Raw genomic sequence first — 21,238 nt, 5'->3', positions numbered from 1 at the left:
ACGACCTGTGCCGGGTCGTACAGCGAAAGCAGGGTTACTGGCGATAGGACTTCAGGAAGTTGCCGATGCGGCCGATGGCCATGTCCAGGTCGTCCACACGCGGCAAGGTCACCACGCGGAAGTGATCAGGCCACGGCCAGTTGAACGCGGTGCCTTGCACCACCAGCAGCTTTTCCGACAGCAGCAGGTCGAGGACGAACTTCTCGTCGTTGTGGATCGGGCAGACTTTCGGGTCGATCCGTGGGAACGCATACAAGGCGCCCATGGGTTTGACACAACTGACGCCAGGAATATCGTTGAGCAGCTCCCAGGTGCGGTTGCGCTGTTCCAGCAGGCGGCCGGCTGGCAGCACCAGGTCGTTGATGCTCTGGTAGCCGCCCAGCGCGGTCTGGATCGCGTGCTGGCTGGGTACGTTGGCGCACAGGCGCATATTGGCCAGCATGTCGATGCCTTCGATGTAGCTCTGGGCATTGTGCTTGGGGCCGGAGATGGCCACCCAGCCGGAGCGGAAACCCGCCACCCGGTAGGACTTGGACAGGCCGTTGAACGTCAGGCACAGCAGGTCCGGGGCCAGGGAGGCGGTGCAGATGTGCACGGCATCGTCATAGAGGATCTTGTCGTAGATCTCGTCGGAGAACACCACCAGGTTGTGCTGGCGCGCCAGCTCCAGCATGCCCAGCAGCACTTCTTTGGAATACACCGCGCCGGTCGGGTTGTTCGGGTTGATGATCACCAGCGCCTTGGTGTTGGGCGTGATCTTGGCCTTGATATCGGCCAGGTCCGGCCACCAGTTGGCTTGCTCGTCACACAGGTAGTGCACCGGGTGACCGCCGGCCAGGGTCACGGCGGCGGTCCACAGCGGGTAGTCAGGCGCTGGCACCAGCACTTCGTCGCCGTTGTTGAGCAAGGCCTGCATGGCCATCACGATCAGCTCGGAGACGCCGTTGCCCAGGTAGATGTCCTCGATGCCGACACCTTCCACCTGTTTTTGCTGGTAGTACTGCATCACCGCCTTGCGTGCGCTGAACAAACCTTTGGAGTCGCTGTAGCCCTGGGCGGTGGGCAAGTTGCGGATCACGTCCTGGAGGATTTCGTCCGGCGCTTCGAAACCAAAGGGCGCCGGGTTGCCAATGTTCAGCTTGAGGATGCGATGGCCTTCCTCTTCCAGGCGTTTGGCGTGCTTGAGCACTGGGCCGCGAATGTCGTAGCAGACGTTGGCGAGCTTGTTCGATTTGCTGACCTGCATGGCGATGTGATCCTGAAAATGAACGATCCAGACGATGTGAAGACTACCGTGCTGGGAATCCGGCGTTTGGCTTGACCCATAAATACGTTTGAATGCCGATAACGCGGGTGCCAGACTGGCGCTTTGAAGAGGCGCAATCATACGTGCCGCCTGATCCATGGAAAAGACACAGATCAGGCTTTTTCAGTTGTCGAGGTGTATTGATGGAAAAGTTGGATAAAACCCTGGATGAATGGCGGGAAATGCTCGACCCGGCGCAGTATCAAGTGTGTCGCCTCAAGGGCACCGAGCGGCCGTTTTCCGGTAAGTACAACGCCACCACCACAGACGGTGTGTACCACTGCATCTGCTGCAATGAGCCGCTGTTCGACTCCAGTACCAAGTTCGATGCCGGTTGTGGCTGGCCCAGTTTCTATGAGCCGATTGCCGATAGCGCGATGATCGAGATTCGCGATGTCAGCCACGGAATGATTCGCACCGAAGTGACCTGTGCCAAGTGCGATGCGCATCTGGGCCATGTGTTCCCTGATGGGCCGCCGCCTACTGGCTTGCGCTATTGCATCAACTCGGTGTGCCTGGACCTGGTTCCCCGCGAAGATCGTTAACGGTGACGCGGGTTGCTTGGGTGAACGCGGCGTCTGGGCGTTTTTCGCGGGCAAGCCCGCTCCTACAGGGGAGAATGTTGGGGTATCAGTTTGGTCAATTACATTGTGTGCAATTGAATTGCTCGCTATGTTTATCTTGTCTTCCCTACTTCTTGAGGCCTTGTCATGAACGACAACCTGCTGACCATCCCCTGCACCACCATCAAGGGCGAGCAAAAGACCCTGGCGGACTACGCCGGCAAGGCGATCCTTGTGGTCAACACTGCCAGCAAGTGCGGGTTCACCCCACAGTACAAAGGCCTTGAACAGCTCTGGCAGCAGTACAAGGACCAGGGCCTGGTGGTCTTGGGTTTTCCGTGCAACCAGTTCGGCAAGCAGGAGCCGGGCAACGAGGGGGCCATTTCCGAGTTTTGCGAACTGAATTTCGGCGTCAGCTTTCCCTTGTTCAAGAAGGTTGATGTCAACGGTGGCGAGGCCCACCCGTTGTTTGTGCAATTGAAGCAGCGGGCGCCGGGGCTGCTGGGTTCCAAGGGCATCAAGTGGAACTTCACCAAGTTCCTGATCGGGCGCGACGGTCAGGTGGTCAAGCGTTTTGCCCCGACCACCAAACCCCAGGAACTGACTCAAGAGATTGAAGCGCTGCTCAAATGACGGACTTGCCTGCCACATCCCTGGCCCTGGATGACCAGCTGTGTTTCAAGCTCTACGCCGCCTCTCGAGCGGTGACGCGGGCCTATAAACCCATGCTTGATCAGTTGGGCCTGACGTATCCGCAATACCTGGTCATGTTGGTGTTGTGGGAGTGGCATACCGCCGCGCCGCTCCAGCCGACGCTCAAGGCGCTGGGGGAGCGCTTGCTGCTTGATTCCGGCACGTTGACGCCGCTGCTCAAGCGCCTGGAACACCTGGCGCTGATCACGCGCCGTCGTAGCGCGGTCGATGAGCGTGAAGTGCACCTGCGCCTTACCGACGCGGGCCAGGCGTTGCGTGAGCGCGTCCAGCCACTGAAGGCCCGCCTGCTGTGTGACAGCGGAGTCGATCTGGGCCAGGCCGACGTTTTGCGTCAGGGCCTGGACCAGTTGCTCCAGCAGGTCAGAGGGTTGTCGTAGTCGGCACCCAGAGGTCGAGCAGGGCGTTGAGCTCTTCGCGGCGAAAGGGCTTGGCCAGGTAGTCGTTCATGCCGGCCGCCCGGCAGCGTTCGCGCTCTTCGGCCAGGGCATTGGCGGTCAGCGCGACAATCGGCAGCTCTGGCCAGCGTCCGCTGCGGCGGATCTGCCGGCTCGCCTCGTAGCCATCCATGACCGGCATGTTGCAGTCCATCAGCACCATATCGAAACGTTGTTCGTCCAACTGTTTCAGTGCCTCTGCGCCATGGGCCGCTACAACGACCTCGCAGCCGAGCTTGCCGAGCATGCCTTTGGCCACCAGTTGATTGACCAGATTGTCCTCTACCAGAAGGATGCGCGCGCGATGCGCAACCGGGCTGGTTTCCAACTGGACAAGGTCGAGGACGATTTCGCTGTCGGCGCGCAGGGTACGGTGCAGCACCTGATACAGCGCGGCGCGACTCAGTGGGCGCGCCTGTTGTTGCAAGGGGGCCAGGGCGACCACTTCTTCGCTGGGCATGAAGTTGCCGTAGGCGGTGACCAGCAGGATCGGTGCGCTGACGGTCGGGCGCAGGCGGAACAGGCATTCGGGGCAATCGGTGATCAGGATGTCGGGTGCCAGGCCACTCAAGTCATCGTCGATCGTTTTGCAGTACGGCGTCAGTCCCCAGTGCGGTAGCAGGGTGAGCAGCAGTTCTGCCAGGCCACTGCTGGCCCCGGTAATGACAGCAACCTCGCCCTTCAACGGCCCCAGCCGCGCCGCCGGTGTGTGGGCGGGCAGTGGCAGTTCGGCACAGAATTGGCTGCCGAAGCCGGTTTCCGAGCTGATGGTCAGCCGGCCGCGCATGGCCTCGCAAAGATTGTGGGTCAGTGCCAGGCCCAGGCCGGTCCCGCCAAATTGGCGGGTAATGCCGGCACCCGCCTGGGTGAAGGGGTTGAAAATCCGCGCCTGGGCCTCCAGGGCAATGCCGATCCCGGTGTCGCACACTTCGATCCGCACGCCATCGGGGTGCGCACTGAGGCGTACATCAACGCGGCCGAAACGGGTGAACTTCAAGGCATTGGACAACAGGTTGCTGACAATCTGCCGGACCCGGGTTGGATCACCCACGACCTGGGCAGGAAACTGCGGATCGATCAGGCAGGTCAATTCGACGCTGGGCGCGGCGTTTTGCGACAGCAGGTTGGCAGTATCTTCCACCAGGGAGCCGAGGTCGAAGGGAATGCTCTCCAGTTCCAGTTGCCCGGCATCGAACTTGGACAGGTCGAGAATATCGTTGAGCAGTTCCACCAGGACTTTGCCGGAGTCATGGGCAATCGACAATTGTTGGCGCTGCTCGGCATTCAACGCGCTGTCCAGGGACAGGGCAATCATGCCGAGCAGGCCATTGAGCGGGGTGCGGATTTCATGGCTCATGTTGGCTAGGAAGGCCGCGCGTGCCTGGGCCATGCCCAAAGCGGTCATTTTCGAGGCTTCCAGTTCTTCGTTGGATTGGCTCAGTTGCTGGTTGATCGCCTTGAGTTCGGTGGTACGGCTCGAAACAATGCTCTCCAACTGGCCAAGGTACTCGGTCAGGCGGTCCTCGGCGTGGCGCCGTTGCTGGATCTCGGTCTCCATATTCTCGAATTGCTGGTTGGTGACGTTGACCAGCACGCCGATCTCGTCGTGTTCGTGCCCGGGTGGGCAATCCAGGCGAGTCAGGGGTGCACTGCCGGGGTTGCGGGTGCTCAGTTCGCGGATGATCCGGATCAGCGGCTGGGTCAGCATCACATAGAACAGGCCCAGCAGGATGGCGGTCAGGATCAGGCTGCGGGCAAAGCCATTAAGCAGCGTGATCTCTGCACGGCGCAGGAAACGGCTGCCAAATGCGTAGGTATCGACGTCAAGGCGTAAGACGCCCAGGGATTCACCGGGCATGTGCGTGAGGTAGAGGCGGTCTTCGAACTGGCGGTTGGCGCCAAACAAAAAGTCGCTGACAGGGCGGTAGGGGCTCTCCTTGCGAGAGCGGCCAACGTCAGCCAGCACCAGGCCATTGTTGTCGACCAACTGTGCCCGGATGATGGCGGGGGAGTGCAGCAGGCCCAAGGTCAGTTCCTGGGCCAGTTCAGCGTCGATGTTGTAGGCGATACGTGAGGCAGGGTTGTGACTGATTTCAAGCAGCGCGTGTATTTCACGGTTGATGGACGTGTCTTCGCTGGCATAATCAATGCCGATTTGGATCAGGCTGAGCAAGGTTCCCAAGACGAAACCGACCAGCACAGTCAGTCTGGCTTGTTTATAAGACAAGCGGTGGGCGAACTTGATATCCATTGGGTGCTGAACCACTTTACGTTTCCCTTCGCCCGGCAAGCATAGCTGAACATCCTCTGCGCCAGCCTTGCCCGGTATGAATGGTTTTTCAGGTGCAGTTGTCTGGCAACTGCGTCAGGGTTGCCAATACGCCATTTTTTATAAGAACTTGCCACAGGAATAGTCATGGATTCTCGATTGAATGCCTTTCTTGAACGGGCCGATGCGGTGCTCGCTCGTCTGGAACCCCTGTTGCCAGCGCCTCGCGAGGTCATTGACTGGAACCACTGCCTGGCGGCCCGCTGGCAGCGCGAGGGCCGCAGCGGGTTTTTGATGCCGCTGGAGGTCAGCCTGGATATGCGTCTGTCCGACTTGATCGGTGTCGACAAGCAGCGCGAGCAATTGGCACGCAATACCCAGCAGTTTATCGATGGCCTGCCTGCCAACCATGCATTGCTCTGGGGCTCGCGTGGCACGGGCAAATCGTCCATGGTCCGCGCCTTGCTGGCCCAGCATGCCAAGGCCGGCTTGCGCCTGATCGAAATCGAGCGTGATCACCTGGCCGATCTGCCGCGTGTGGTCGAGCAACTGCTCAAGTTGCCGCAGCGTTTTATCCTGTTCTGCGACGACCTCTCGTTTGAGGCCGGCGAAGGCGATTACCGTGTGCTCAAGAGCGTGCTGGACGGCTCGCTGGAGCAGGCCCCGGAAAACGTGCTGCTGTATGCCACGTCCAACCGTCGTCACCTGGTGCCGGAAAACCAGAGCGACAACGACAACTGGAAGCGCGTGGACGGTGAGCTGCATCCCAGTGAGGCGGTGGAAGACAAGATTGCCTTGTCCGACCGGTTTGGCTTGTGGTTGTCGTTCTACCCGTTCACCCAGGAGCATTTCCTGGATGTGGTGGAGCATTGGATCGGTGAGCTGGCGAGCAAAGCGGGTCTGCAGTGGCAGCGCGATGAGGCCCTCGACATCCTTGCCGTGCGCTGGGCTACCGGCCGGGGCAATCGCAATGGCCGCTGTGCTTACCAATTTGCCCGTTACTGGGTGGGACTTAAATTGCTGGAGCGTCAGTCTTGATCGATCTGCAACAGGCCGGTAACGGCCTTGATGGGTACGCCATGCTCTGTGCGCAGCTGGAGTCGCTGCTGGCTGATGAGCGCGACTTTATTGCCAATGCGGCGCAGTTTTCCGCGTTCCTGTTCAACCAGCTCGATGATTTGAACTGGGCTGGTTTTTATCTCAATCGTGATGAAGAACTGGTGCTTGGGCCGTTCCAGGGGCAGATCGCCTGTGTGCGGATTCCGTTTGGCCGAGGTGTGTGTGGTGCGGCGGCGGCTTCGCGGCAAACCCAGCGGGTGGAGGATGTGCATGCGTTTGCCGGGCATATTGCTTGCGACAGCGCTTCCAATAGCGAGTTGGTGGTGCCCTTGATCAAGGCGGGGAGGTTGATTGGGGTGCTGGATCTGGATAGCCCGAAACTGGCGCGTTTCAGTTCTGAGGATCAGGTGGGGATTGAGCGGCTGGCCGCGATTTTCCTGCGGTTGACGGAGTGCTGAGAGAAGCGCGCTTAAGCCTTTTGGTAGGCGCGAGCTTGATCGCGAAGAGCTTGATAACGCCGCGTTTATTCAGCAAGCCTGGGTTATCGTTGACGTCCTTCGCGAGTAAGCTCGCTCCTACAGTGGATGAGCGTTCAATCAGTGTGGTGGCAGGCTGTCCAACTGTTGTTGCAGCACCTGCTCAAGGTCGAGCATGGCTTTCTCGATGGCCTTGACCCAGGTGTCGACCTGCTCCTGGTCAGTATCCTCGCTAGCCTGTTCCAGCCTCTCGCATTGCTCGGCCAGTGCACGGGCCTGGACGATCCTGGCAGCGCCCTTGATCTTGTGGGCCTGGTCGATCAGGTCCTGGTGAGCGCCTTGTACGAGCAATGCCATGAGTTCCTCGCGATCACGACGGCTACTGCTCAGCAGTTCTTCCAATAGACGCTGGCTTAACAGTGGATCACCGCCGGTGAGGGCGTTCAGGCTTTCGAGATCGAAAATCCGCGCTGGCGACAGCGGGGTGATCTCGGCCAGGTGGCGTTCCAGCGTCGTAAGGCTGATGGGCTTGAACAGGCAGTCATTCATGCCTGCATCCCGGCAGCGCTGTTTTTCCTCCGGCTGGGCATTGGCGGTGAAGCCCAGGATGATGCAGGGGGTGATGTTCTCCCGTTGCTCCTGTTCACGGATCGAGCGGGCCAGTTCATAGCCGTTCATGACTGGCATATTGCAGTCGGCGATGATCAGGTCGAAATGTTCCTGGCGCCAGGCCTGGAAGCCCGCTGCGCCATGTTGGACTGCGGTGAAGCGATGCCCGAGGAAACCCAATTGCTGGCACATAAGCAAGCGGTTTGCCGGATGGTCGTCCACCACCAGCACATTCAACACCGCTGCAGCATCCTGTGCCGCGGGCTTGAGTTCTATCAGCGGGTAGGCCGGTGGCAGGCTGGTCATCTGCAGCGAGACAAACACCTGGGTACCGACGCTGGCTACGCTGCTCAGGGTCAGTTGCCCGCCCATCATCTCGCACAGGCTGCGACAGATCACCAGCCCAAGACCGGCGCCGCTCCTGGCCAGATGCCCGGAATTGTCGGCCTGGGAAAAAGGTTCGAACAGGCGTTGCTGATCATCCCGGCTGATACCGATACCGGTGTCCTCGACCACCAGTTTCATCTGGATCTGTTGTGGCTGCCCGGTGGGCTGGATATCCACCTTGATCTTCACCTCACCCTGCTCGGTGAACTTGATGGCATTACTTACCAGGTTGGACAAGACCTGTTTGAAGCGCAGGGGATCGATCTGCACGTCGCGTTCTTCGACGCCGGGATTGAACTCCAGTAACAGGTTGAGATTCTTCTGGCGGGCCAGGCCATCGAACACACGCACGACTGACTCGATCAGTTCCCGCAGGTTGACGCGTTCCGGCGCCAGGCTCAGACGGCCCGATTCGATGCGCGCGATGTCGAGGATATCGCCAATCAACTCCAGTAGATCCTTGGCCGAATTGTAGGCGACCTCGATGGCCGGACGATCCAGGTGCCCGTGGTCGGCGCGCTTGAGGGTCAGCTCCAGCATGCCGATCACCGCGTTCATGGGCGTGCGGATCTCATGGCTCATGGTCGCCAGGAACGTGCTTTTTGCGCGGTTGGCCTCATCGGCGCGATCCTTGGCGGCGCGCAGGTCATCGAACAATTGGCGACGTTCGCTGATGTCGATCCAGCCGCCGATGATGCCCTGGACTTCACCGACGGAGTTACGGTACGGCAGGATCCAGTGATAGATCGTCAGGTGTTGCTCGTGAATATGCAACGGGCGGTCAAGGATCAGCGGCTTGCCTTCGGCCACCACCCGCAGATAGTCGGCATGGTACTGCTTGGCTTGGGCTTCGTTGGCCAGGCTGCTCTGTATGACACTCTTACCGATGACCTCTTCGCGCTTGACGCCAAAGACCTGCAAGTAACTGTCATTGCAGGTCTGTAGCAAACCGTTGCGATCACGCACGTAGATCGGGTGAGGGGTTTCATTGACCAGGGCGCGCATGAATTCGTATTGATCGCTGAGGGCTCGCTCTGCCATCTGCCGATGCTTGATCTGCCTGCGCATGTAGCCGTTCCAGGCCAGTGACGTGAGCAGCAGTAGCCCGGCGGCGCTGATGATCTGGATGATCAGGCGGTGGTAGTTGCGCCAATAGCTATCGGATGCGGCTGTGTAGCCACGCCAGCGGTTGTTGATCACGCCAAGTTCATCCGGCGCGATGCTGAGCAGGGCCTTGTCAAGAATGGAGGCCAGTTCGGTGGCGTTGCGTGACGTGGCCAGGGAAAAAGACGCCAGTTGCGTGCCGATACTCGAACTGATCTGCAATTGGCCTTGGAAAAAGTGTGATGAGAGGAAATAGTTGGCGACCACCAAAGAGTTGACGGCCCCGTCTACATGCCCCTGGGCCAGCATTTCTGAGGCCTTGAAGGTATCGCTGGCCTGCACCAGGGTGATCTGCGAAAAATTCCGACGCAGATAATCCACCAAGGGGTTGCCCTCGGTGATCGCCAGTTTCTTTCCTGCCAGTTGCTCAAGGCTTGAGGGGGCTCCAGGCTCCTTGCGTGTCAGCAGCACGTAGGAGTTCTGCAGGTAGGGCCGGCTGAAGTTGAGCCTGGCTTCGCGTTCGGGGCTTGGGCTGATGGCGGCAATGATGTCCGCGCTGCCATTTTCGACCTGCTCGATCATTTGGTTGACGTTGCGGGTGTGCTGGAACTCCAGGCGCAAGCCCGTACGCAGCCGGATCAACTCCAGCAGGTCGGCGGTCATGCCCCGCATCTGGCCGTCTGAATCGACGAACGTCAAGGGGGCGAAGGTTTCGTTGATGACCACTTTCACCACCGGGTGGTCCTTGAGCCAGCGCTCTTCACGTTGGCTCAACTGCAACTTGTGGTCGGTCAGCAGGATAGCGCTGCCTGCACTCCAGCGTTTGGCGATGTTTTCTCGCTCGTAGGTACCGATGCCCGTGAGGACCGTATCGACGATGCCCAATAGGGTTTGCTGGTCGCGGTGTACGGCGAAGCTGAAGCCGTACGCTTCGTGCTTGCCGAAATTGGCCATGCGGATGTTCTTCAGGTAGCCCTTGTTGATCATGTAATGGGTGGAAATGGTATCGCCGAGAAACACATCGGCCTGGTCGAAGGCCACGGCGTTCAGCGCATTCAAATAGGACGGATAGACCTGGATGATCGCATTGGGGTAAAGCGCTTTGACTTCCTTCAACGGCAGGTAGTGGTAGACAAGGCTCAAGCGCATGCCCGCCAGCCCGTCATTGAGCGGGCGGGTTTCTGCGTCACGGGTGACCAGTACGGGTTGGTCGACCGCGTAGGGCGTTGACAGGACGATCTCGGCGTTGTTCGCTTCAAAACCGTTGGCGCTACCCAGTAAATCGATTTTCCCGTCTTTCAGCGCCTGGATGGCTGCCTCCCGTGACGGGTAGCGCATCACCGTCACGGGTAATGCCAGGGCTTTGGCCAGGATGCCTGCGTAATCTGCAGTAATACCTTCATAGTCATGACCGCTGGCGGTGATGTCGAAGGGGGGGTAGTCGGGTGTCGAGGTTCCCAGCACCAGTTCGCGTTTGTTCTGTAGCCATTGGCGCTGCGTGTGGTTCAGTTGAGTGTCCAACTGAACGATGCCGGCACGACTCAGCAGTGAGTAGCGTTCTGGAGCGGTTTGAGTGGCTGGCACGGCTGTACTCAAGCACAGTCCGGCACTCAAAATGATTAGATAGTCCTTTAAACGCCTTGGCATCCTGTTTCTCACACTAACGCGTTGCGTTTTGCCATCTCGATAAGCTCTACCAAAGACTTGGCCTTGAGTTTTTGCATCAGTCGTTTTTTATAAGTGCTGACAGTTTTGTTGCTGAGAAACATGCCTTTGGCAATTTCCTTGTTTGTACGGCCTTGCGCAAAAAGTTGTAAGACCATAAGCTCTCGGTCGTTGACTGATTTGAAAAGATTTAATTCTTCGTTTTCGCCGAGCTCGGTGCCATTGGTGTTCAATGCCTGACTTGGAAAATAGTTGTAACCTGAAAGTACGGCCCTGATGGCACTTAACAACTCACTTAGGTCGCCTTCTTTACAGACATAACCATCGGCACCTGAACGCATGCAGCGTGTGGCAAAAAGTGTCGGGGACTGGGCTGTCAGAATCAGGGTTTTCATTGGGGTGCTCATGGCATTGAACCTGCAGAGAACCTCCAGACCGTCGAGTTTTGGAATGCTGATATCAAGTATGATGAGGTCTGGAAGACATTCGCGGACCATTTGTATTGCATCACAACCGTTATCTGTTTCACCCACTACTTTGTAACCTTCATGTTCCAGCAACATTCTGATTGCAAGTCGAATAACCGGGTGGTCGTCAATAATAAAGACTGTATTCATGAGCCAATTCCATACTAGTGCAAATAAGCGCGCACAGTAGCTCAGAAGGTGGGGTAGGAGCATGAAGGGAAGGCTGAGCAGATATAAAACAGGAAAATTCCTACGCATAAAAAGGTGTTGGACTACGATGCGCTAAGGCTTTGTTGGCTGCGCTGTAAGAGTTTCTTGGGTGAAAGGTTTTAAAGTTGTGCGGTGTTGTTTGCAGGCTGAATAGAGGTGACATTTCATTTGTGTGAGCGTTTAGTATCCTACGTTAAATGTTGAAAAATACCTGAGCAATCAACAGGGTGTTGGTGTCGTGGAGCACTTCAGGTTTGTCAGGCAATTTGTGGTCAAGTGCAAAACAGTACTTTTTAATCGTAGGCAAGCCCTGATTGGCTGATCAACTCGATCCAGGCTTCTTTGTTCAAGGGCTTAGCCAAGTATCCAAGCAGACGCAAGTCACGTTGTATTGCTAAGGTTTTCAGATGTTCCAGTTCGAGGGCGGGTAGTCCACTTAGCAATACAGCACTTTTGACAAAGCCTGCATGGCTGGCTATCTCCACCAGCTCCAACCCGGTAAGGTCGGGCAGGCATTGATCACATAACATCACATCGAAGGGGACTTCGGTTGTTCTCATCAACTTGATCGCCTGCTCGGCATTCTCGGCAGGTGTCAGTTGATTGAAGCCGAAACTTTTGAGCAGGCACTGAAGGGCCAGGAGTTGAAAAGGATGATCTTCCACCAACAGGATGCGCAATTGTCGTTCGGGCATAGGAAGTTCCGTGGACGTAGCTAAAGCCGGAAAATACCAGCCAGTGCCAATGACGATTTGCCCAGTGAACCAGGCGCTGGGCGATCGAAGGTTTGCGTGAATGTAGGAGCTGATCGCTGGGGTGGATCAGAGAGGGGTGATTATTCATCGGGTGTTGGGGCGAATTCGATCAGGCCGCTCTGGAGCCTGTGTAGGTCAATTCTTTGAGGCAAGCACCCAGGCAGGAAAACCTGCCTGGGTCACGGGTCACTGAGGGTGCGAACGTCCAGTCATCTCGCGGGCCATTTCGCTGGCGTAGCTATCGGTCATGCCGGCGATGAAGTCGATCATGCGCAGAAACGAGCGATGCAGCGACCAATCAGGATGGGGGGCGCTATTACCCAGTAAATCCAGGACGCGCCGATTCTTGAAGGATGGGGTGCGGCCGCCATGTTGTTCCAGGGCTGCGCCACAGAAGGTGTTCAGGAGGATCTCCAGGGTGGTGTAGGCGCCGATCTCATGCAGGGTCTTGCGTTTGTCCTGGAAGATTTTCTTGCGCGCCATGTCCTTGGCATTCAGTACACAGCGTTTGGCCGGGCCATGCATATGCTCCACCAGATCCCCTTGCAGGGTCCCGGCCAGCAGCGCGGGTTGTTGCTCGACGAACGCCCGCGCGGCGGCGTTGGTCAGGTGCTCGATCGCCTTGCCGCGTAGGATCGCGAGTTTGCGTCGCCTGGAGTCCAGGGGCCCCAACTGCCGGTAGGTTTCCGGCAGGTCATCGCCTACCAGGTTCAGCAGCAATGATTCGACCTCGGCGTACTCCAGCAAGTCCATTTCCAGGCCATCTTCAAGATCGATCAGGGCGTAGCAGATATCGTCGGCCGCTTCCATCAGGTAGACCAGCGGGTGGCGCGCCCAGCGTTGTTCCTCAAGTTGGGGCAGGCCAAGCTTCTGGGCGATCTGCTCAAGGATCGGCAGCTCGCTCTGGTAGCAGCCGAACTTGTGTTTCTTGTAGCCCAGGGAGTCGGCGTGACGGGCGGTCCATGGGTACTTCAGGTAAGTACCCAGGGTGGCGTAGGTCAGGCGCGTGCCGCCGTCGAACTGGTGGTATTCCAATTGCGTCAGGACGCGGAACCCTTGCGCATTGCCTTCGAAGTTGAGGAAGTCATTGCGCTCGGCGCCGCTCATATCATCCAGCCAGCCACGGCCGGCAGCCTGCTGGAACCAGTGGCGAATCGCATCTTCGCCGGAATGGCCGAACGGTGGGTTGCCGATGTCGTGGGCCAGGCAGGCCGATTGCACGACCATCCCCAGGTCACTGGGGTCGCACCAGTCGGGCAGGGCGCTGCGGATGGTCTCGCCGACGCGCATGCCCAGGGAGCGCCCGACGCAACTGACTTCCAGCGAGTGGGTCAGCCGGGTATGGATATGATCGTTGCTGGTCACCGGGTGGACCTGGGTCTTGCGACCCAGGCGACGAAAGGCCCCGGAGAAGATGATCCGGTCATGGTCTTTGTGAAATGGGCTGCGACCCAGCTCTTCCGGGCTGTGCAGGGGTTTTCCAAGGCGTTCGCGGGTAAGCAGGGTAGGCCAATCCAAGGCGAGGGCTCTCCGTGGGATGAATGTCGACCCCAAGCTTCCCGGTTCGGCGTGCCCGGAGCAAGCGAAAAACTACAGGCCGGCGGCGTCAATATCGATTAGCAGCAAGCGCTGACCGTTATCGAAGAATTGTCCTGCTGTCAGGCAGTATTGATTGGTTGTGGCATCGCGGTAGGTGGTGGAGAGAATCACGCGGCGTTCTTCCCAACCTTCGGCCAGCAGGTGATAGAAATAGGGGCGCCACGACCAGTTGTGACCCAGATAGCGGCCGTCCGCTTGCCAGGCATCCTGGCGCCACTCGAAGTTGGGAGTCAGTTGGGTGCCGTGGCGATCGCACTGATAGAACCGCAGCAGCCTGGGGAAACCCGGCAACCATGGCAGTTGATTGAGCGGCTCCTGGGCCAGCACCCAGCCTTGCAGGATCTGCATCAACTCGATCAGTTGCTGGCGCAGCAGCATGATTCGCCCGCGCTCTGCCAGTTTCTGCTGCACATATGCCTGGCGCAGCACGGCGAAACGCGAGACGAAGGCATCGGCTGCGAACCAGTTCAGTTGCGCCTGGGCAAACAGGTAGCCTTGGACATAGCGCGCGCCACATTCAAGGGCAAAGTTCAGTTGCGCTTCGGTTTCCACACCTTCGGCAATGATCCAGCACCCGGTTTTTTCCGCCATTTGGGCCAGGGCGCGTACCACCTCACTGCTTGGGCCTCCCAGGGCCGCAGCCTGGAACAGGCGCATATCCAGCTTGAGGATATCCGGGCGCAAGGCCAGGACCCGATCCAGTTGCGAATACCCGGCACCAAAATCATCAATGGCAATCCGTGCACCGGCCTGACGGTAGCGTGCGACGACTTCAGCCAGGCGCTGGCTGTCACCTCCCAGTTCGGTGATCTCAAACACAATGCGTTTTGGATCGATGTCATGGGCCTGCAACTGTTTCAGGCTGGGCAGCGGTTGGCCCGGTCGCAGCAGGGTGATCCAGCGGGGGGAGATATTGAGGCTCAGGAACCAGTCTTCAGGTGCTTCATGCAGGCGGCTCAGGGCATTGTCACGGATCTTGCGGTCCAGGCGGCGCAACGCCGAGGTAGGCGTACGGGCATCGGCGAACAACGGGCCGACCGACAGCAATTGCCCGTCTGTCTGTTGCAGGCGGCCTAGTGCTTCCACCCCGGCAATACGGCCGGTGGCGGTGTCGATAAACGGTTGGAAAAAGGCGAGCGGTTGCCCGTCAATCACAGAGCCTCCTTAGGATGCTTCGGTATGAAAAAGGCCCGGCCCCTACAGAGAGGGCACCGGGCCTGATCCATTTGCAAGAATGCAGCCAGTTGCGTCAGGGCTTGCGGGCGGCACTCTGCATGGCGAGCTTGATCAAGGGGATCAGTCCTGCACCGAGTCGTACCAGACGGGTCATGGTGCCGATTCCGCCACTCTTGGCGCCTTTACCGGTGAAAAACCCCAGCAGGGTCACCGCCGCGACGCCCCACAGCGGCGCATGCTTGATACCGAACCCGTCCTGCCAGCTCTGGCCCATGTTGCGCACCTTATGCAGGGGCAGCAGCAATTGCTGGGATTCGTGGCGAATTTCCTGGCGGTGCATTTCCATGCGCAGGCGGATCAGTGCCTTGCGCATTTCCCGTCGGGAGTTGGTTTGCGGCAGTTCAGTCAGGCTCATGGCAGCAGGCGCTCCCGGTCGTTGGCCAGCTCTTCGAGGGTGGCGTGGAAAGGCGTGGACTCATCGAATACCGCGGCCTTCAAGCGCAGCCCGCAGAACGCTGCGGCGAGTACATAAAACACGCATAGGCTGATGATCCCGGTCAGGCGATAGGTATCCCAGACCAGGATCATGACCAGCGCCGATAACCCCACCAGCAGCAACAGGGCAAACACCAGCGCCAGGCCGGCAAACAGCAGCAGGCTGACAGTGCGTGCCTTCTGTTCCTGCAACTCGATGCCGAACAGCTCGACATGGCTGTGCAGCAAGCCCAGGACAGCCGCGCCGAGGCGCCGCGAGGTGGAGCTTGGGCCCGTGGACGAGCCGGTTTCGCCATTAGACATGATTAGCGCCTTGTAGCCAGCAGGCCGATCAGAAAGCCCACGCCGGCCGCGATACCCACGGACTGCCAAGGGTTGGCCTGTACGTAGTCTTCGGTGGCGGTGACTGCCGCCTTGCCGCGTTCGCGCAAGGAGTCTTCAGTCAACTTCAGGGTTTCCCGGGCCTGCAGCAGGCTGTCGTGGATTTTCGAACGCAGTTCATCAGCCTGGTCACCGGCCAGAATCGCGGTGTCGTCCAGCAGCTTTTCGGTATCGCTGACCAGGGTCTGGAAATCTTCCATCAGTATTTCTTGAGCAGTCTTTGCCGTTTTTCTGGCCATGGTTAACTCCGTGAGTGGCTGTCTGATGCTTTTGCAGGGTTTTGGTTGAGAGTCGCCGGTATCGGTGAAGGTTCACTGCAATTGTCTGGTACAGCTTTTGCTTTGCCTTGGTGCGCGAGCCGCAAGGCTTGCGCGCAATGTGGGCGGTTTCGGCAAAAGCCTTGAAAAACCTTACCCTAAATCACTAAAACCCGTGGAAAAACCCACAAGTCACTGCCTTCTTCATCTGTCGTCGCGCCAAAGCGGTTCAAACCCTCTCAAGAAGGGTGGAACGCGTGGTGCCAATTTAGTGCGCGACCGTTGGCAATGAACTGATTTGGTGCTTTTTCCTGAACTGCAGGCCTGCCAATTCCCATGGAAAATGTGCAAAGCGCGGTGGACACCCTGGTCCACAGCTCCAATACGCTGTTTATTCTGATTGGCGCGGTAATGGTCCTGGCGATGCATGCCGGCTTCGCGTTTCTGGAAGTCGGTACGGTGCGGCAGAAGAACCAAGTCAACGCGTTGTCGAAAATCCTCAGTGATTTTGCGGTCTCGACCCTGGCCTATTTCTTTATAGGCTATTGGATCTCCTATGGGGTCAGCTTTATGCAGCCGGCCGCAGTGCTCAGTGCCGACCATGGCTATGGCCTGGTGAAGTTCTTTTTCCTGCTGACCTTCGCGGCTGCCATCCCGGCGATCATCTCCGGAGGCATTGCCGAACGTGCACGCTTTGCTCCACAGCTGTGCGCTACGGCGTTGATCGTGGCGTTCATCTACCCGTTTTTCGAGGGCATGGTGTGGAACGGCAACTTCGGTCTGCAAGCCTGGTTGCTGGCGACCTTTGGCGCGACGTTCCATGACTTTGCCGGTTCCGTAGTGGTCCACGCCATGGGCGGGTGGCTGGCGTTGGCTGCGGTGCTGCTGCTGGGCCCGCGCCAGGGACGATATCGCGATGGACGCCTGGTGGCGTTCGCGCCTTCGAGCATCCCGTTCCTGGCGCTGGGCTCGTGGATATTGATCGTCGGCTGGTTCGGTTTCAACGTGATGAGTGCGCAGACCCTTTCCGGTGTGAGCGGGCTGGTGGCGGTCAACTCGCTGATGGCGATGGTGGGCGGTACCGTGGCGGCGCTGGTGATCGGGCGTAATGACCCGGGCTTCTTGCACAATGGTCCGTTGGCCGGGTTGGTGGCGATTTGCGCCGGTTCCGACCTGATGCACCCGGTGGGCGCATTGATCACCGGCGTGGTGGCCGGTGGCTTGTTCGTCTGGTGCTTTATCGCCGCCCAGGCGCGTTGGAAGATCGATGATGTGCTGGGTGTCTGGCCGCTGCATGGCTTGTGCGGTGTGTGGGGCGGGATTGCCTGCGGGATTTTCGGGCAGAGCGCCTTGGGTGGGCTGGGCGGCGTGAGCCTGATCAGCCAGTTGATCGGCACCGGCCTGGGGGTGGTGGTGGCCTTGGCTGGCGGGTTGCTGGTGTATGGCGTGCTCAAGCGCATCTGCGGCCTGCGCTTGAGTCAGGAAGAGGAGTACTACGGCGCGGACTTGTCGATCCATAAGATTGGTGCGGTCAGTCAGGATTGATCGGCGCCTGCCGGCTGTCGTCGGTGTGCTGGTAGAAACCGTGAAGCAAGCGGTAACGGTTGCGCCGCACTTCGTCGACCCGCTCGCGCACCTGTTGGTCAGGCTGGCCGAGCATGATCAGCGCGTGTGACGCGAGCATCAGGCTCGACTCCAGCAACTCGGGCACCACCTCGCTGGCTCCGGCAGCCTTCAGTTCGGTCAGTTGGCTGTCGTCGCGGGTGCGCACCAGGATCGGCACCTTGTGGTTGATCCGCCGCGCTTCCTTGAGCACCACCAGGGCTACATCTGCATTGTCCACGGCAATCACCACCAGGCGCGCGCGCTCCAGGCCGACCGCGCTGAGCAAGGCGCCGCGTCGGCAATCGCCATAATGCACGCTGCTGTCCTCGGTGGCGGCTTCCTGTACGCGCTCGGGGTCATCGTCCAGGGCAATGAACGCCTGTTGTTCACGGCGCAGGAAACGCCCGATGGATTGACCAACGCGGCCATAGCCGCAGATCAGCACGTGCCCGCGCAGTTCGGCGTTGAGCGCGGTGATTGCTTCCAGTTGCACTTGCTGGTTGGGCTTGCGATGCAGGCGCAGCGCGATAGCGGGCGCGGCCCGCAGCAGCAAGGGCGTCAGCAGCATGGAGCAGAATGTCGCTGCCAGCAGCAGGCTGCTGATTTTGCCTGGCAGCATATTGCTCAGTTGCATCTGCGCCATCAATGCAAAGCAGAATTCACCACCCTGGGCCAGGGCCAGGCCGCTGCGCCAGGCGGTTTCGCTGTCGCTGCCGCGCAGCTTGACCAGTGCGGCAACGACGCAACCCTTGATCAGCATCAGCGCGAGGGTCAACCCGAGGATTTGCAGGCTGTGACTGATGAACAGTTGCAGGTCGATCAGCATGCCGATACTGACAAAAAACAGCCCCAGCAGGATGTCGCGAAACGGCCGGATATCTGCTTCGATCTGGTGCCGGTAATGACTTTCCCCCAGCAACATGCCCGCCAGGAATGCGCCGAGGGCTGGCGACAGGCCCAGCAGGTGCGTCAGCCAGGCCGTAAGCAGCACGATCACCAGGGCCAGCAGCACGAACAGCTCCGCCGAATGTGAGGCGGCCACTTCGTGAAACAGGCGCGGCAACAGCCAGCGGCTGGCGAGCAGCAGGCCGAGAAACAGCACCACGGTCTTGCCCAGGGTCAGGGGCAGCGCCCAGTACCAGGCTTGTTCGCTGCTACCGGCGAACACCGGTACCAGGGTCAGCAACAGTACCGCGACCACGTCCTGGAACAGCAGCACGCCAATCGCATTCTGCCCATGACTGCTGAAAATCTCCCCCAGGCTGGTCAGCTCCTTGCTCACAATGGCAGTCGATGACAGGGCCAGACCGGCCCCTAGCAGCAACGCGGCCACCGGCGACATGCCTATCAACAGCAGCAACCCGCCCAGCAATACCGAGCAGCACAGTACCTGCAGGCTGCCCAGGCCAAACACCACCCGGCGCAGGGTGAGCATCTTGGACAGGGAAAACTCCAGGCCCAGGGAAAACAGCAGGAATACCACCCCCAGTTCGGCGAGGTCTGGCAGGTCTTCGCTGTCATTGACCCAGTCCAGGGCCGTTGGCCCGACGGCCAGGCCCACGCACAGGTAGCCGAGCACCGGCGGCAGCTGCAGCCGGCGAAACAGCGCAATGACCACCAGGGATGAGGCAAGAATGATCAGCAGGTTGGCAAACACAGACATCTCCGTCGGGGTGTTGCGGGAAAAAAGCCGCGAGAATCGCTGAATCAGTTATAGGCCATGGTGATCTGGATCAGGTGTTTGTCGTGACTTGGCGAGGTTTTTCCGACGGCCTAGAATGAACGCCTGTTTTCTATCGGGTCTGTTCATCATGCCTCCTGAATGCCAGCTGTTCGGCACCTTGGCCTGCCACCTTTGCGAGCTTGCCGAAGAAGAAATCATGCCGTTGGTCGAACACGGACTGTTGGTTGAGCTGATGGATATCAGTGAATCCGAAACCCTGTTCGAAGCCTATGGCCTAAGGATTCCGGTGCTGCGCCGGGTAGATACCGGGGCGGAACTGGATTGGCCTTTCGACACTGAGCAAGTGGTTGCCTTTCTACGTTAGCGCTAATCCCATGGCAGGTTGCCGATTATTCGGTTACTGTATGTTTGTACAGCGATTGAGTGAGAGGGAATGCCCGTGGTGAATGTTGAACAATTGAAAAGCAGCGTCAACCGCATGTCCGTCGATATTGTGCGCGATGCTGTGAATGAGCTGCGGCTCGATGGCCTGGTCACGGAAGGCAAGACGCCGTTCAACAAAGTGCATTTCAATACCTGCTTTGCCGAAATCGAGGCGCTGTTCCAGCGAGCCGGCTATCACAAGCAACTGGATGTGGTGGGTTACCAGGGTTTGCTGTATGCACTCTATGACCCTGGCCGCTGGGAGGCAGTGGATGTACTGCGCTGGCTCAAGGAGTTCACCGAGGCGGCCAGTGCCTCGCCGGTACTGCGGGCCGAGTTGGTCAAGGCTTGAGAATTTGGGGGATAATGCCCCCTTGGTTTTTCAAGTCTTGAGTGTGTGCATGTCCGATACCGGTTTTTCCGCGGCCCAGAACCAAGCCAGTACGTTGTACCTGCCACCTGGCTCTTGGGCGACGGTGCTCGATTGTCTGTGCGGGCACTTTCGTGCCATCGGCCGTGAGCAGTGGCTGGACCGTATTGCCCGTGGTCGGGTGCTGGATGGCAATGGCCAGCCCATAGGCGTGGACCTGGCCTACAAGGAAGGCTTGCGCATCCACTACTTTCGCGAAGTGCCGGATGAAAAACCGATCCCGGTGCAGGAGACCATCCTGTACGCCGATGAGCATCTGGTGGTGGCCGACAAACCGCATTTCCTGCCCGTCACTCCCGCCGGCGAATACGTCGAGCAGACGCTGCTGCGCCGCTTGATCCGCCGCCTGGATAACCCGTCACTGGTACCGCTGCATCGGATCGATCGCCATACCGCTGGGCTGGTGCTGTTCTCTGCCAACCCACAAAGCCGCTCGGCGTATCAGCAACTGTTCCCCACCCGTCAGATCGATAAATTCTACGAAGCCATTGCACCGGCCTTGCCTGGGCTGACATTTCCGTTAGTCCACAAGAGCCGTCTGGTCGATGGCGAACCGTTTTTCCGCATGCAGGAAGGGCCCGGTGTGAGCAACACGGAAACGGCAGTGCAGGTGCGTGAGAAGAACGGCGACCTGTGGCGCTATGGCCTGTTTCCGGTGACGGGCAAGAAGCATCAACTGCGCGTGCATATGACGGCGCTGGGTGCGAGTATCTGCAATGATCCGTTTTACCCCCAGGTTATCAAGGATGCCGTGGATGATTACGCCAACCCGCTCAAGTTGCTGGCCCAGGGTGTACGGTTTATCGACCCGGTGACGGGCGAGGAGCGCAGTTTCAGCAGCAGGATCAAGCTTGAGTGGTGATGTTTGCCACACGCCAGATACAACAAAGCCCGCTCAAAAGCGGGCTTTGTTGTATCTGGCGTTAAGACTTACAGGTCTTTAACGGTGCGAACCTGATCCTTGTTGATGCGGGTGCGCTTGCCATCCAGTTGTTCGAATTCGTAGAAGCCCGAATCCTGATCGAATTTAGGGGTATCGACAGCCTGGATTTCGCGACCGTCATTCAGGGTGATCACTGTTGGCGAGGCGCAACCGGCGAGGGTAGCAAGGCCCAGTGCAAGCATGAGAGCGGCGATGGTCCGTTGGGTCATGAGTCTTCTCCGAAAGTA

Annotated in this window: 21 protein-coding genes; 9 read left to right on the top strand and 12 right to left on the bottom strand. The window is 58.9% G+C overall.

The window, feature by feature from the left end:
- Positions 1-34 precede the first annotated feature (34 nt).
- Positions 35-1,246, bottom strand: a complete 1,212-nt coding sequence (locus tag BFQ03_RS04750) for a pyridoxal phosphate-dependent aminotransferase (RefSeq protein ID WP_029298044.1) — start codon at positions 1,244-1,246, stop codon at positions 35-37.
- A 203-nt stretch (positions 1,247-1,449) separates the two neighbouring features.
- On the opposite strand from BFQ03_RS04750, the gene msrB reads away from it, so the two are divergent.
- The 3 genes from msrB (at position 1,450) to BFQ03_RS04735 (ending at position 2,960) form a co-directional block, all read left to right on the top strand.
- The gene (msrB, locus tag BFQ03_RS04745; RefSeq protein ID WP_032863024.1) at positions 1,450-1,851 is read left to right on the top strand and encodes a peptide-methionine (R)-S-oxide reductase MsrB; all 402 of its coding nucleotides are present in this window, start codon (positions 1,450-1,452) and stop codon (positions 1,849-1,851) included.
- 165 nt (positions 1,852-2,016) lie between these two features.
- Positions 2,017-2,502 (top strand): glutathione peroxidase, encoded by a 486-nt coding sequence (locus BFQ03_RS04740; protein ID WP_065942582.1) that lies wholly within the window; start codon positions 2,017-2,019, stop codon positions 2,500-2,502.
- Complete coding sequence (locus tag BFQ03_RS04735) at positions 2,499-2,960, top strand: MarR family winged helix-turn-helix transcriptional regulator (protein WP_065942581.1); 462 nt, start codon at positions 2,499-2,501, stop codon at positions 2,958-2,960. Before BFQ03_RS04740 ends, BFQ03_RS04735 begins: the two co-directional genes overlap by 4 nt.
- On the opposite strand, the gene BFQ03_RS04730 is transcribed toward BFQ03_RS04735, so the two are convergent.
- Complete coding sequence (locus tag BFQ03_RS04730) at positions 2,944-5,268, bottom strand: hybrid sensor histidine kinase/response regulator (RefSeq protein ID WP_065942580.1); 2,325 nt, start codon at positions 5,266-5,268, stop codon at positions 2,944-2,946. The two genes, BFQ03_RS04735 and BFQ03_RS04730, sit on opposite strands and share 17 nt — an antisense overlap.
- Before the next feature lie 165 nt (positions 5,269-5,433).
- Here BFQ03_RS04730 and BFQ03_RS04725 point away from each other — a divergent pair, with 165 nt between their 5' ends.
- Positions 5,434-6,324 carry an ATP-binding protein gene (locus tag BFQ03_RS04725; protein ID WP_032863020.1) on the top strand — a complete coding sequence of 297 codons (891 nt, stop codon included), beginning with the start codon at positions 5,434-5,436 and terminating at the stop codon, positions 6,322-6,324.
- Positions 6,321-6,803, top strand: a complete 483-nt coding sequence (locus BFQ03_RS04720; RefSeq protein WP_032863018.1) for a GAF domain-containing protein — start codon at positions 6,321-6,323, stop codon at positions 6,801-6,803. Before BFQ03_RS04725 ends, BFQ03_RS04720 begins: the two co-directional genes overlap by 4 nt.
- 138 nt (positions 6,804-6,941) lie before the next feature.
- Here BFQ03_RS04720 and BFQ03_RS04715 read toward each other — a convergent pair whose 3' ends face one another.
- The 8 genes from BFQ03_RS04715 to BFQ03_RS04680 all read right to left on the bottom strand — a co-directional run bounded on the left by BFQ03_RS04715 (position 6,942) and on the right by BFQ03_RS04680 (position 15,908).
- Positions 6,942-10,568: a transporter substrate-binding domain-containing protein gene (locus BFQ03_RS04715; protein ID WP_065942579.1), complete on the bottom strand. Its 3,627-nt coding sequence runs from the start codon at positions 10,566-10,568 to the stop codon at positions 6,942-6,944.
- 8 nt (positions 10,569-10,576) lie between these two features.
- The gene (locus BFQ03_RS04710) at positions 10,577-11,203 is read right to left on the bottom strand and encodes a response regulator transcription factor (protein ID WP_032863015.1); all 627 of its coding nucleotides are present in this window, start codon (positions 11,201-11,203) and stop codon (positions 10,577-10,579) included.
- 353 nt (positions 11,204-11,556) lie between these two features.
- Positions 11,557-11,958, bottom strand: a complete 402-nt coding sequence (locus BFQ03_RS04705) for a response regulator (protein ID WP_032863013.1) — start codon at positions 11,956-11,958, stop codon at positions 11,557-11,559.
- A 246-nt stretch (positions 11,959-12,204) separates the two neighbouring features.
- Positions 12,205-13,536 (bottom strand): deoxyguanosinetriphosphate triphosphohydrolase, encoded by a 1,332-nt coding sequence (locus BFQ03_RS04700; protein WP_032863012.1) that lies wholly within the window; start codon positions 13,534-13,536, stop codon positions 12,205-12,207.
- 72 nt (positions 13,537-13,608) lie between these two features.
- On the bottom strand, positions 13,609-14,772 hold the full coding sequence (locus BFQ03_RS04695; RefSeq protein WP_065942578.1) for an EAL domain-containing protein: 1,164 nt from the start codon (positions 14,770-14,772) through the stop codon (positions 13,609-13,611).
- A 94-nt stretch (positions 14,773-14,866) separates the two neighbouring features.
- On the bottom strand, positions 14,867-15,208 hold the full coding sequence (locus tag BFQ03_RS04690; protein ID WP_032862787.1) for a hypothetical protein: 342 nt from the start codon (positions 15,206-15,208) through the stop codon (positions 14,867-14,869).
- Positions 15,205-15,591: a phage holin family protein gene (locus BFQ03_RS04685; protein ID WP_032862786.1), complete on the bottom strand. Its 387-nt coding sequence runs from the start codon at positions 15,589-15,591 to the stop codon at positions 15,205-15,207. The genes BFQ03_RS04690 and BFQ03_RS04685 overlap by 4 nt, the downstream gene beginning before the upstream one ends.
- Positions 15,592-15,593: 2 nt before the next feature.
- Positions 15,594-15,908, bottom strand: coding sequence for an ElaB/YgaM/YqjD family protein (locus tag BFQ03_RS04680; protein WP_029298079.1), 315 nt, complete (start codon positions 15,906-15,908; stop codon positions 15,594-15,596).
- Between the two features lie 354 nt (positions 15,909-16,262).
- Here BFQ03_RS04680 and BFQ03_RS04675 point away from each other — a divergent pair, with 354 nt between their 5' ends.
- Positions 16,263-17,471, top strand: a complete 1,209-nt coding sequence (locus BFQ03_RS04675) for an ammonium transporter (protein WP_065942577.1) — start codon at positions 16,263-16,265, stop codon at positions 17,469-17,471.
- Here the strand turns inward: BFQ03_RS04675 and BFQ03_RS04670 are convergent.
- Entirely contained in the window at positions 17,458-19,188 is a 1,731-nt protein-coding gene (locus BFQ03_RS04670) for a cation:proton antiporter (RefSeq protein ID WP_065942576.1), read from the bottom strand. The genes BFQ03_RS04675 and BFQ03_RS04670 overlap by 14 nt on opposite strands.
- A 154-nt stretch (positions 19,189-19,342) precedes the next feature.
- Between BFQ03_RS04670 and BFQ03_RS04665 the strand changes: the two genes are divergently transcribed.
- The 3 genes from BFQ03_RS04665 to BFQ03_RS04655 all read left to right on the top strand — a co-directional run bounded on the left by BFQ03_RS04665 (position 19,343) and on the right by BFQ03_RS04655 (position 20,930).
- Positions 19,343-19,579 carry a glutaredoxin family protein gene (locus BFQ03_RS04665; RefSeq protein ID WP_032862783.1) on the top strand — a complete coding sequence of 79 codons (237 nt, stop codon included), beginning with the start codon at positions 19,343-19,345 and terminating at the stop codon, positions 19,577-19,579.
- Between the two features lie 75 nt (positions 19,580-19,654).
- Complete coding sequence (locus tag BFQ03_RS04660) at positions 19,655-19,990, top strand: hypothetical protein (RefSeq protein ID WP_032862791.1); 336 nt, start codon at positions 19,655-19,657, stop codon at positions 19,988-19,990.
- A 49-nt stretch (positions 19,991-20,039) separates the two neighbouring features.
- Positions 20,040-20,930 carry a pseudouridine synthase gene (locus BFQ03_RS04655; RefSeq protein WP_032862782.1) on the top strand — a complete coding sequence of 297 codons (891 nt, stop codon included), beginning with the start codon at positions 20,040-20,042 and terminating at the stop codon, positions 20,928-20,930.
- A 68-nt stretch (positions 20,931-20,998) separates the two neighbouring features.
- Here BFQ03_RS04655 and BFQ03_RS04650 read toward each other — a convergent pair whose 3' ends face one another.
- Complete coding sequence (locus tag BFQ03_RS04650) at positions 20,999-21,220, bottom strand: YgdI/YgdR family lipoprotein (protein WP_029298091.1); 222 nt, start codon at positions 21,218-21,220, stop codon at positions 20,999-21,001.
- Positions 21,221-21,238 lie beyond the last annotated feature (18 nt).

The organism is Pseudomonas sp. 25 R 14 (assembly GCF_900004755.1).
In the GTDB taxonomy this organism is placed as follows: Bacteria; Pseudomonadota; Gammaproteobacteria; order Pseudomonadales; family Pseudomonadaceae; genus Aquipseudomonas; species Aquipseudomonas brenneri.
This window is presented reverse-complemented; position numbering and strand designations above follow the sequence as displayed.